13 protein-coding genes are annotated in these 10315 nt (G+C 69.8%); 9 read left to right on the forward strand and 4 right to left on the reverse strand.

Going from position 1 to position 10315, the window contains the following annotated elements; genetic code table 11:
- Positions 1–559, reverse strand: a 559-nt coding sequence (locus BKN37_RS23360) for a TetR/AcrR family transcriptional regulator (protein ID WP_071029320.1), incomplete at its 3' end; no start/stop codon positions are given.
- A 157-nt stretch (positions 560–716) separates the two neighbouring features.
- Here BKN37_RS23360 and BKN37_RS23365 point away from each other — a divergent pair.
- Positions 717–977: an AbrB/MazE/SpoVT family DNA-binding domain-containing protein gene (locus BKN37_RS23365; RefSeq protein ID WP_071029331.1), complete on the forward strand. Its 261-nt coding sequence runs from the start codon at positions 717–719 to the stop codon at positions 975–977.
- Positions 958–1383 (forward strand): PIN domain-containing protein, encoded by a 426-nt coding sequence (locus tag BKN37_RS23370; RefSeq protein WP_071029321.1) that lies wholly within the window; start codon positions 958–960, stop codon positions 1381–1383. The genes BKN37_RS23365 and BKN37_RS23370 overlap by 20 nt, the downstream gene beginning before the upstream one ends.
- 12 nt (positions 1384–1395) lie before the next feature.
- On the opposite strand, the gene BKN37_RS23375 is transcribed toward BKN37_RS23370, so the two are convergent.
- From BKN37_RS23375 to BKN37_RS23385, 3 genes are all read right to left on the reverse strand, one after another.
- Entirely contained in the window at positions 1396–1779 is a 384-nt protein-coding gene (locus BKN37_RS23375) for a nitroreductase family deazaflavin-dependent oxidoreductase (protein ID WP_071029322.1), read from the reverse strand.
- A gap of 2 nt (positions 1780–1781) precedes the next feature.
- Complete coding sequence (locus tag BKN37_RS23380) at positions 1782–2165, reverse strand: nitroreductase family deazaflavin-dependent oxidoreductase (RefSeq protein ID WP_071029323.1); 384 nt, start codon at positions 2163–2165, stop codon at positions 1782–1784.
- A 118-nt stretch (positions 2166–2283) separates the two neighbouring features.
- Positions 2284–3747 (reverse strand): aldehyde dehydrogenase family protein, encoded by a 1464-nt coding sequence (locus BKN37_RS23385; protein WP_242657338.1) that lies wholly within the window; start codon positions 3745–3747, stop codon positions 2284–2286.
- Between the two features lie 134 nt (positions 3748–3881).
- Here BKN37_RS23385 and hemL point away from each other — a divergent pair, with 134 nt between their 5' ends.
- From hemL to BKN37_RS23420, 7 genes are all read left to right on the forward strand, one after another.
- The gene (gene hemL, locus BKN37_RS23390) at positions 3882–5192 is read left to right on the forward strand and encodes a glutamate-1-semialdehyde 2,1-aminomutase (protein WP_071029325.1); all 1311 of its coding nucleotides are present in this window, start codon (positions 3882–3884) and stop codon (positions 5190–5192) included.
- Positions 5192–5800 (forward strand): histidine phosphatase family protein, encoded by a 609-nt coding sequence (locus BKN37_RS23395; RefSeq protein WP_071029326.1) that lies wholly within the window; start codon positions 5192–5194, stop codon positions 5798–5800. The genes hemL and BKN37_RS23395 overlap by 1 nt, the downstream gene beginning before the upstream one ends.
- Positions 5801–5802: 2 nt before the next feature.
- A complete protein-coding gene (locus tag BKN37_RS23400) occupies positions 5803–6420 on the forward strand; it encodes a TlpA disulfide reductase family protein (RefSeq protein WP_071029327.1) in 618 nt (205 codons plus the stop codon).
- A complete protein-coding gene (locus BKN37_RS23405) occupies positions 6417–7199 on the forward strand; it encodes a cytochrome c biogenesis CcdA family protein (protein ID WP_071029328.1) in 783 nt (260 codons plus the stop codon). Before BKN37_RS23400 ends, BKN37_RS23405 begins: the two co-directional genes overlap by 4 nt.
- Before the next feature lie 103 nt (positions 7200–7302).
- Entirely contained in the window at positions 7303–8892 is a 1590-nt protein-coding gene (gene resB, locus BKN37_RS23410; protein WP_071029332.1) for a cytochrome c biogenesis protein ResB, read from the forward strand.
- The gene (gene ccsB / locus BKN37_RS23415) at positions 8889–9863 is read left to right on the forward strand and encodes a c-type cytochrome biogenesis protein CcsB (RefSeq protein WP_071029329.1); all 975 of its coding nucleotides are present in this window, start codon (positions 8889–8891) and stop codon (positions 9861–9863) included. Before resB ends, ccsB begins: the two co-directional genes overlap by 4 nt.
- A gap of 100 nt (positions 9864–9963) precedes the next feature.
- On the forward strand, positions 9964–10251 hold the full coding sequence (locus BKN37_RS23420) for a hypothetical protein (RefSeq protein WP_131823679.1): 288 nt from the start codon (positions 9964–9966) through the stop codon (positions 10249–10251).
- Positions 10252–10315: the final 64 nt, after the last annotated feature.

Consider the following 10315-nt stretch of genomic DNA (forward strand, 5'->3'; position numbering starts at 1 on the left):
CCTGCACGGTGTGCGGGGTGGGTGGCCGGTCCTGGACGATGGACCGGAAGATCAGGTAGCCGGGCAGCAGATCCCAGAGTTCGTCGTCGATGACGACGGCGTCGATCTCACCCCGGTCGACGGCCTGCTGCAGGATGTGGTGGAACAGGGCCTTGCGCTGGTCGATGAACTCGTGCTGCATGACGTCGTTGAGGGCGGGGTTGCGGGACACCTCGACCAGCACCGCGCGCATGGTGCTGGCGTGCTGGCGGGTCTGCTCCGAGATCACCTCGCCCAGGCGCAGCAGATCGCCGCGCAGGGTGCCGGTGTCGGGCGGGACCGCGACCTGGCGGATGCCCTCGATGAACGCGGCCAACACCAGTTCGGCTTTCGACGGCCAGCGCCGGTACACGGTGGCCTTGCTGGCCCGCGCGGTGGCGGCGACGGCGTCGACCGTCAAGCGGTCGTAGCCGTGTTCCTGCAGCAGTCGCAGCGTGGTCGCGAGCAGTTCGCTCTCGCGCGGGGACCACGGCGAAGCATCGGCGGCGTGATCGGCGGTTTGGGTCACAGCGTTCACCATAGAAGTCTCGGGGTAGTACTGACCAGTACCGTACCGCGGCGCGGGCTATTCGGCGTCCCTGCCCCCCGATGACGATTGCCGTTAGTCCCAGATGAAACCCACTAAAATGGTAACGTTGTGGGAGAATTGCGGGACGGTAAAGAGCTTGGGGTTTCTCATGAAGACCACCATCGACAAGGCCGGTCGGGTCGTTATCCCTAAGTCGATGCGTGACCGGCACGGCCTAGCGCCTGGCACCGAGCTGGAAGTCGTCGACAGTGGTGACCGCCTTGAGTTCCTACTTCCCGATGAGCGCGACAATGCCCTGCTTGTCGAGAAGGATGGTCGCTTGATCATCTCGGCGGCTAGCGGCAAACCCACTACCTTGGACGATATGCTCAGCGTGCGGGATAGCTTGCGTGACAGCCGATTCCGCTGACACGCCGACCGCGCTGGTCGACACCAGCGTCGCGCTGCCCGCGTTGTCCGAACTGCACGAGTTTCATGACGTCGCCTTCGCCGCGGTCAGCGAACACCGAGCGGGAATCGCTGCGCATGCGTTGTTTGAAACGTATGCGGTGTTGACGCGCCACCCGACCCTTCGGGTCCTGCCCGCTCAGGCGCTGGCCCTTCTCGACGGCACCTTCAAGCACCGGGCGGTGCTCACAGCGGCGGCGACGGATCGTGCGCTCGAGACGCTTTCAGCCGCCGCGATCACCGGCGGCGTCACCTATGACGGTCTCGTCGCCGCTACTGCGGTTGAGGCCGGCCTGCCCTTACTTTCCCTTGATCGTCGAGCCCGGCGCACGTATGAAGCGGTCGGTGCCGACGTTCGCTACCTCTGATCCCGGCGCTGCTCACCCGGCGCGCGTCAACAGCAAGGTGGACTCCACCCCGGCGTGCCCCAGCAGCTGCCGCCACGGCGGCTTCAGCAAGCCGACCGCCTCCGAGGTCGGCACCACCCGGGGGTCGGTGACGTCAAACGTCTTGCCGCTCAGCTTGACCCGGCCACCGCCGGCGGCCTGCAGATTCTTCAGCCAGTCCCGGTCGGGCCCGTACACCAGCAGCACCGCGACACCGTCGGGCGTGTGGAACATCGACACCGGGGTGCGATACGTCTTGCCGGAGCGCCGGCCTTTGTGCTCGATGATCGACCATAACGGCACCCACCCGGAGATCGGCCGAAACAGCGGATTGGTCACCACCCGGTTGAACCGGGCACGGCGCTGCGAGAACTGCATCCTCAGCTCACCTTGGTGAGCAGCACCGCCTGCTCGAACGGCAACCGCGCGAAGATCGGCCGCCAGCCGCCGCGCACGTGCGGTGCCGCCTCGGCCTTGCTGACCCGCCGCGGGTTGGTCACCGCGAAGGTTTTGCCATAGCGGCGCATCCGGCCCCCGCCGGCGGCGGTGATGTTCTTCAACCAGTCCCGGTTGGGGCCGTAGGTCAGCAGGATCGCCACCCCGTCGTCGGTGCTGAACACGCTCAGCGGGGTTCGGTAGGACTTGCCGGAGCGCCGCCCGACGTGCTCGAGGATCCCGAACGTCGGTGCCCAGCCGGCCCACAGCCGCTGGATCGGGTTGGTGAAATATCGGTTGAACCGGGCCAGCCATTGGGGGAGTTGCATGGTCCGATCAAACCCGCGACGGGGGTCGGACTCAAGTGCGTCGGCACAAGTCGCTGTATCGGTTCCAGCCAGACATGTGCGTGCACGTCGACCGCGGGAATAGGCATTTGCAGCGGTTCTAGATCCCGTCGGTTACCTCGAGAGCCGAAACCCATTGGGGTACCGGCGAACGTCCAGACGGCATCCGTAGGCTCTTGCTGTACCCGAACTCGTGCAATGTTTCGAGGGCGTGCTCGCGCCCGTAACCGCTGGCGTTGATCCCGCCGAAGGGCGTGCCGACGACGGCGCGGTTGTAGTTGTTGACAAAGATCATGCCCGCGCCGAGGTCGCGACTGATTCGCAACGGGGTTTCGGGGTCCCGGCTGAAGATCGCGGCCACCAGACCGAACGCGGTGGAGTTGGCGATGCTGATGGCGTCTTCCTCGGAGTCAAACGGGATAACCACGCTGACTGGCCCGAAAATCTCTTCATTGGCGATGCGCATGTCTCGGGTCACACCGGTGAACAACGTGGGCCGCACGAAATAGCCGCCGGCTAGATCCGGGTCGGTTGGCAGTTCGGCTTGCGCGGCCACAACCGCGCCCTCCGCGACACCAAGCGCGAGATACGACTCGACCCGCTGTTGCTGTTTCTCGTCGACCACCGGTCCGACGTGCGTTCGGGCGTCGGCGCCGTCACCGACTCGCAACCGGCGGACGGCCTTGCTGAGCTTCGCCACGAACTCGTCGTGCACACTGCGGTGCACCAGGAATCGGGACGCCGCCGTGCATGCCTCGCCCTTGTTGTAATAGCCGCCTTCGATCGCCCACGCCACGGCGGCGTTGATATCCGCGTCGGCGCACACGATGAAGGGATTCTTGCCGCCGAGTTCCATCAGGGTCGGGGTGTGATTGTCGGCGGCCGCCTTAAGCACGGCAGAACCCGTGGTCGGCGCCCCGGTGAAGGAGATTTTCCCGACCAGCGGATGCTGGGCGAGACGCGCTCCGATCCGGCCGCCACCGGGCACCACGTGCACCACATCGTCGGGCAGGATGCCTTGGACCAGCTCGACGACCCGCAGCATCGACAGCGGGGCCTGCTCGGGCGGCTTCAAAACCACGGCATTACCGACCGCCAGTGCCGGTGCCAGTTTTCCGGCGGTGTGCAGCGGCGGCCAGTTGAACGGCACGATCGCCGCCACCACCCCGTAGGGCTCAAGCATGGTGATGTCGAGCAGGCTGCCCGCGTCGCGCACCTGACTTGGCATTACCTCGCACAAGCTGGCGAACAGCTCGAAGATCGCGATGCAGGCCTCCACGTCGTACCGGCGCGCATCGCGCACCGGCTTACCGTTATCGCTGGACTCCAGGCCGGCGATCTCATCCCCGTGCTCGCGTACCGCGTCCGCTACCCATCGCAGATACCGGGCGCGCTCGCGCGGCGGACGCGCCTTCCAGTCCGGTTGGGCCGCGGCCGCCGCCTCGACGGCCCGATCGGTCTCTTTCTCCCCGGCACCCTGGATCACCACGATGGGCTGGCCCGTCGCCGGATTGACGACCGTGAACGCATCGTCCTGGGCAGTGGAGGACCAGCGCAGCCGCATCGTTTCCACCGTCATTCGGTTCTCCTCATCGCGTGGTGTCGCAGGTACGTCTGCAGCGACGGGGTCCGGCGCGGCAGCCGCGAGAACTACACCCTGTAGTTCACCAGATCAGGCCGGCTGGGACACTGGTAGCCATGCATGTTGACCAGGCCACCGCGACCTCCGCGCGGCTGTTCGACGATGCCTGCGCGGTCATCCCCGGCGGGGTGAACTCGCCGGTGCGGGCCTTCTCGGCGGTCGGCGGCACCCCGCGCTTCATCGCCGAGGCGAACGGCTGCCGGCTCACCGACGCCGACGGCAACCGCTACGTCGACCTGGTCTGCTCCTGGGGCCCGATGATCCTGGGCCACGCCCACCCCGCCGTCGTCGAGGCCGTGCAGCGGGCCGCCGCCCACGGCCTGTCGTTCGGGGCGCCCACCGCCGCCGAGGTCGAGCTGGCCGCCGAGATCGTCGAGCGCGTAGCCCCGGTGCAGCAGGTCCGGCTGGTCAACTCCGGCACCGAGGCCACCATGAGCGCGCTGCGGCTGGCCCGCGGCTTCACCGGCCGGCCCAAGATCGTCAAGTTCGCCGGCTGCTACCACGGCCACGTCGACGCGCTGCTGGCCGACGCCGGCTCCGGGGTCGCCACCCTGGGCCTGCCGTCCTCGCCCGGGGTGACCGGCGCCACCGCCGCCGACACGATCGTGTTGCCCTACAACGACGTCGACGCTGTGGCGCAGACCTTCGCCGCGCACGGCGACCAGATCGCGGCGGTGATCACCGAGGCCAGCCCCGGCAACATGGGCGTGGTGCCGCCGGCGCCCGGCTTCAACGCCGCGCTGCGCGCGATCACCGCCGAGCACGGCGCGCTGCTGATCTCCGACGAGGTGATGACCGGTTTCCGGGTCAGCGCGGCCGGCTGGTACGGCCTCGACCCGGTGGACGCCGACCTGTTCACCTTCGGAAAGGTGATGAGCGGCGGGCTGCCCGCCGCGGCGTTCGGCGGCCGCGCCGAGGTGATGGCCAAGCTGGCGCCGCTGGGCCCGGTGTATCAGGCCGGCACCCTGTCCGGGAACCCGGTGGCCACCGCCGCCGGGCTGGCCACGCTGCGCGCCGCCGACGCCGCCGTGTACCAGGCGCTGGACGCCAACGCCGACCGGCTGGCCAACCTGATCTCCGCGGCGCTGACCGACGCCGGTGTGCCGCACCAGATTCCGCGGGCCGGCAACATGCTGTCCGTGTTCTTCACCGAGACGCCGGTCACCGATTTCGGCACCGCCCGGGCGAGTGAAACCTGGCGCTACCCGGCGTTCTTCCACGCCCTGCTGGACGCCGGGGTGTACCCGCCGTGCAGCGCATTCGAGGTGTGGTTCGTCTCGGCCGCGCTCGACGAGGCGGCCTTCGACACCATCGCCGCCGCGTTGCCGGCCGCCGCTCAAGCGGCCGCCCGAGAGGAGAAGCCCTGATGGCCGAGCACACCCGCATCCACCTGGTGCGCCACGGCGAGGTGTACAACCCGGACGGCATCCTGTACGGCCGGCTGCCCGGGTTTCGGCTGTCCGACAAGGGCAACCGGCAAGCGAAAGCGGTCGCCGACGCGCTGGCGCACCGGGACGTCGTCGCGGTGATCGCCTCACCGCTGCAGCGCGCCCAGGAGACCGCCGCCCCCATCGCCGCGGCCCACAACCTGCCGGTCGACACCGACGACAACCTGATCGAATCCACCAACTTCTTTGAGGGCCGCCGGGTTTCGCCCGGCGATGGCGCCTGGCGCGACCCCCGGGTGTGGTGGCAGCTGCGCAACCCGTTCACCCCGTCCTGGGGCGAGCCGTACGCCCAGATCGCGGCCCGGATGGCCACCGCGGTGGACAAGGCCCGCGCCCGCGGCGCCGGCCACGAGGTGGTGTGCGTCAGCCACCAGCTGCCGGTGTACACCACCCGGCTGCATCTGGAAGGCAGGAAGCTCTGGCACGACCCGCGCCGGCGCCAGTGCGCGGTGGCGTCGGTGACCTCGCTGGTGTTCGACGGCGACCGGCTGGTCGACGTCGAATACTCCACCCCCGCGGACGCGTAACGATGTGGCGGCTGGTGATCCTCGGGGCGACGCTGGTCGCCCTGGGCTGCACTGGCTGCTCCACCGGCGACGACGCCGTCGCCCGCGGCGGCACCTTCGAGTTCGTCGCGCCCGGCGGCAAGACCGACATCTTCTACGACCCGCCGGCCGACCGCGGCCGGCCCGGCCCGGTGGCCGGGCCGGATCTGCTGGACCCGGCCCGCACCCGGGCCGTCGACGACTACCCGGGCCAAGTCGTCGTGCTCAACATTTGGGGCCAGTGGTGCGGGCCGTGCCGCACCGAAATCGGCCAGCTGCAGCAGGTGTACGACGCCACCCGCGCCCAGGGCGTGGCGTTCCTCGGCATCGACGTGCGCGACTACAACCAGCAGGCCGCCCAGGATTTCGTCACCGACCGGCACGTCACGTTCCCGTCGATCTACGACCCGGCGATGCGCACCTTGATCGCATTCGGCGGCAAATACCCGTCCTCGGTCATCCCGTCCACCATCGTGCTGGACCGCGAACACCGGGTCGCCGCGGTGTTTCTGCGGGAACTGCTCGCGCAGGATCTGCAGCCGGTGGTGCAGCGGCTGGCCGCCGAACAAGGCGGGTCGCCCACACGGCCCGGGCCGCCATGAGCAGCGGGTTGACCGACACCGCCGCCACCGGGCCGCTGCTGGTGGCGCTGGCGGTGTCGGTGCTGGCCGGGCTGGTGTCGTTCGCGTCCCCGTGCGTGGTGCCGCTGGTGCCCGGCTACCTGTCCTATCTGGCCGCGGTCGTCGGCGTCGACGAGCAGCCGCCGCCGGGCGCGGTCAAAGCCCCGCCCGCCGCCCGCTGGCGGGTCGCCGGCTCGGCGGCGCTGTTCGTCGCCGGGTTCACCGCGGTGTTCGTGCTGGGCACCGTCGCGGTGCTGGGCATGACCACCGCGCTAATCACCAACCAGGTGCTGCTGCAGCGGGTCGGCGGGGCGCTGACCATCGTGATGGGGCTGGTGTTCGTCGGCTTCGTCCCGGCCCTGCAGCGCCAGGCCCGGTTCAGTCCCCGGCAGCTGTCCACGGTGGCCGGCGCGCCGCTGCTGGGCGCGGTGTTCGCGCTGGGCTGGACGCCGTGCCTGGGCCCGACGCTGACCGGGGTGGTCACCGTGGCCTCGGCCACCGACGGCGCGACCGTGGCCCGCGGGGTGGTGCTGGTGCTGGCCTACTGCCTGGGGTTGGGCATTCCGTTCGTGGTGCTGGCGTTCGGGTCGGCCTCGGCGGTGGCCGGGCTGTCCTGGCTGCGCCGGCACACCCGGGCCATCCAGATCCTCGGCGGGGTGCTGCTGATCGCGGTCGGGGTCGCGCTGCTCACCGGGGCGTGGGGGCAGTTCGTGTCCTGGGTGCGCGACGCCGTCGTCTCCGACGTCAGGTTGCCGATCTGATGGTCACCCCACCGCCGCGAGCAGGCCTACCCCTGGCCACGACTGTGCGGTTTGATCCGCGACAGGCCGGGGTGGGCGGATGAAACCGCACAGTCGGCGCGCCATGGTGGGGCTCGCCGTAATCCGCAACACCTGGCGCAGCTTGACGTCGATGGGCACCGCGCTGGTGCTGCTGTTCCTGCTGGCGTTGGGCGCGGTGCCCGGCGCGCTGCTGCCGCAACGCAACCTCAACGCCAGCAAGGTCGACGAATACCTGGTGCAGCATCCGGTGCTCGGGCCGTGGCTGGATCGGGTGCAGGCGTTCGACGTGTTCTCCAGCTTCTGGTTCACCGCCATCTACGTGCTGCTGTTCGTGTCGCTGGTGGGCTGCCTGACCCCGCGCACCCTCGAGCACCTGCGCAGCCTGCGCGCCACCCCGGTGCCCGCCCCGCGCAACCTGGCCCGGCTGCCCAAACACGCCACCGCCCAGCTCCCCGGTGAGCCGGCGGCCACCGCGAAGACCCTGGCCGGGCGGCTGCGCGGCTGGCGCACCACGATCCGGTCCGACGACGGCGTCGCCGAGGTGTCGGCCGAGAAGGGCTACCTACGCGAATTCGGCAACCTGGTGTTCCACTTCGCGCTGCTGGGCCTGCTGCTCGCGGTCGCGGCCGGCAAGATGTTCGGCTACGAGGGCAACGTCATCGTGATCGCCGACGGCGGCCCCGGCTTCTGCTCGGCGTCGCCGGCCGCGTTCGACTCGTTCCGGGCCGGCAACCTGGTCGACGGCACCGCCCTGCACCCGATGTGCATCCGAGTCAACGGCTTCGACGCGCACTACCTGCCGTCCGGGCAGGCCACCTCCTATGCCGCCGACATCGACTACCAGGCCGGCGCCGACCTGACCAGCGGCCAGTGGCGGCCCTACCCGCTGGAGGTCAACCACCCGCTGCGGCTCGGCGGCGACCGGGTGTACCTGCAGGGCCACGGCTACGCGCCGACGTTCACCGTCACCTTCCCGGGCGGGCAGACCCGCACCGCAACCGTGCAGTGGCGCCCCGACAGCCCGCTGACCCTGCTGTCGTCGGGGGCGGTGCGAATCGACCCGCCGGCCGGCATGTACCCCGACCCGCGCGAGCGCCGCCAGCACCAGATCGCGATCGAGGGCCTGTTCGCGCCGACCAAGCAGCTCGACGGCACCCTGCTGTCGTCCAGCTTCCCCGCCCTCAACGACCCCGCGGTGGCCATCGACATCTACCGCGGCGACGCCGGGCTCGACACCGGCCGGCCCCAGTCGCTGTTCAACCTCGATCCCCGGCTCAAGGAGCAGGGCCGGCTGACCAAGGTCAAACGCACCAACCTGACCGCCGGCCAGCAGGTCAGACTCGACGACGGCACCGTGGTGCGGTTCGACGGCGCGGTGCCGTTCATCAACCTGCAGGTGTCGCACGACCCCGGCCAGCTGTGGGTGCTGGTCAGCGCGATGACGATGATGGCCGGGCTGCTGGTGTCGCTGGTGGTGCGGCGCCGACGGGTGTGGGCACGGATCACCCCGGCGACCCCGGGTACGGTGAACGTCGAGCTGGGTGGGCTGGCCCGCACCGACAACTCCGGATGGGGTGACGAGTTCGAACGGCTGACCACCCGGCTGCTGGCCGGACTCGACACCACGACGCAGCCCGTCGTGACGGCCGGTAAGGAAGGCCCGAGAACATGAACACCCTGCACGTCGACGCCGCACTGGCCCGCTATTCGGACTGGGCGTACACCTCCTCGCTGGTGGTGCTGGTCATCGCGCTGCTGCTGCTGGCCGTCGAACTCGCCTACACCCGCGGCCGGGTCGAGCCCCGTGAGCTGGTCGCCGCCGGGTCGGTGACCGCCGACAGCGCCACCCCCGGGGTGGTGCTCGACACCTCGACCCGATCCCTGGACGAACGGGTGGGCCGGGCCGGGCTGGCGCTGGTCTACCTGGGCATCGCGCTGCTGGTGGGTTGCGTGGTGCTGCGCGGGCTGGCCACGCTGCGCCCGCCCTGGGGCAACATGTACGAGTTCATCAACCTGACCTGTTTGAGCGGGCTGGTGGCCGCCGCGGTGGTGCTGCGCCGCCCGCAGCACCGGGCGCTGTGGGTGTTCGTGCTGCTGCCGGTGCTGATCCTGCTGTCGATCTCGGGGCGCTGGCTGTACGCCACCGCGGCCCCGGTGATGCCGGCGCTGCAGTCCTACTGGCTGCCGATCCACGTTTCGGTGGTCAGCCTCGGGTCGGGGGTGTTCCTGGTCGCCGGGGTGGCCAGCCTGCTGTTTTTGCTGAAAACGTCGCCGCTGAGCGACCCGGAGCGCCCCGGTGTGCTGGCGCGCGTCGTGCAGCGGCTGCCCGACGCCCAGACGCTGGACCGGATCGCCTACCGGACCACCATCTTCGCGTTCCCGGTGTTCGGGTTCGGGGTGATCTTCGGCGCGATCTGGGCCGAGGAGGCGTGGGGCCGGTACTGGGGCTGGGACCCCAAGGAGACGGTGTCGTTCGTGGCCTGGGTGGTTTACGCCGCCTACCTGCACGCCCGGTCGACGGCCGGCTGGCGGGACAGCAAAGCGGCTTGGATCAACGTGGTCGGGTTCGTCGCGATGGTGTTCAACCTGTTTTTCGTCAACCTGGTGACCGTCGGACTGCACTCCTACGCCGGAGTGGGCTGACCTGCGGCCCGGCGGCGCGCGGGCGTGCTGCGCTACTCTTCGTTAACAAGCATTCTGTGCGGAGCATTAGCCAAGCGAACCGAACACAAGGGGAGTGCAGGTGTCTGTCAATCCGCCGCATGGCGGCGATGCTGCTCGAGGCCGCAACGTCACTGACCACCCGACCACGGAGTTCCCGCCGTACGAACACGGCGAACCGGCTCCCGAGACACAATCGTTCGGTCCACCCGACGGCGGTGGTGAGCCCGAGACCCGGTCCTTCGGCGGGTTCCGCACCGAGCGGCGGTTCGCCGAGCCGCTGGAGACCCGCCCGGTGCCGCCCCCCGGGACCCCGGTGCAGCCCCCGGCCTGGGCCCGTCTCTTCTACACATCTGACGCTGCCGGCTGATGCATAGGGGTTGCGGTCGTGCGTCTTCGGGTCTTTGTGGACCATTGTTGATGTGGAGGTGTGG

The sequence above is a fragment of the Mycobacterium talmoniae genome, from assembly GCF_001854525.1.
Taxonomy (GTDB): Bacteria; Actinomycetota; Actinomycetes; order Mycobacteriales; family Mycobacteriaceae; genus Mycobacterium; species Mycobacterium talmoniae.

Excerpts from the sequence above, each read along its gene's own strand:
- BKN37_RS23385 (WP_242657338.1), bottom strand. The coding sequence starts at position 3,747 with ATGCGGCTGCGCTGGTCCTCCACTGCCCAGGACGATGCGTTCACGGTC.
- BKN37_RS23365 (WP_071029331.1), top strand. The coding sequence starts at position 717 with ATGAAGACCACCATCGACAAGGCCGGTCGGGTCGTTATCCCTAAGTCG.
- hemL (WP_071029325.1), top strand. The coding sequence starts at position 3,882 with ATGCATGTTGACCAGGCCACCGCGACCTCCGCGCGGCTGTTCGACGAT.
- BKN37_RS23400 (WP_071029327.1), top strand. The coding sequence starts at position 5,803 with ATGTGGCGGCTGGTGATCCTCGGGGCGACGCTGGTCGCCCTGGGCTGC.
- BKN37_RS23405 (WP_071029328.1), top strand. The coding sequence starts at position 6,417 with ATGAGCAGCGGGTTGACCGACACCGCCGCCACCGGGCCGCTGCTGGTG.
- resB (WP_071029332.1), top strand. The coding sequence starts at position 7,303 with ATGGTGGGGCTCGCCGTAATCCGCAACACCTGGCGCAGCTTGACGTCG.
- ccsB (WP_071029329.1), top strand. The coding sequence starts at position 8,889 with ATGAACACCCTGCACGTCGACGCCGCACTGGCCCGCTATTCGGACTGG.
- BKN37_RS23380 (WP_071029323.1), bottom strand. The coding sequence starts at position 2,165 with ATGCAACTCCCCCAATGGCTGGCCCGGTTCAACCGATATTTCACCAAC.
- BKN37_RS23375 (WP_071029322.1), bottom strand. The coding sequence starts at position 1,779 with ATGCAGTTCTCGCAGCGCCGTGCCCGGTTCAACCGGGTGGTGACCAAT.
- BKN37_RS23395 (WP_071029326.1), top strand. The coding sequence starts at position 5,192 with ATGGCCGAGCACACCCGCATCCACCTGGTGCGCCACGGCGAGGTGTAC.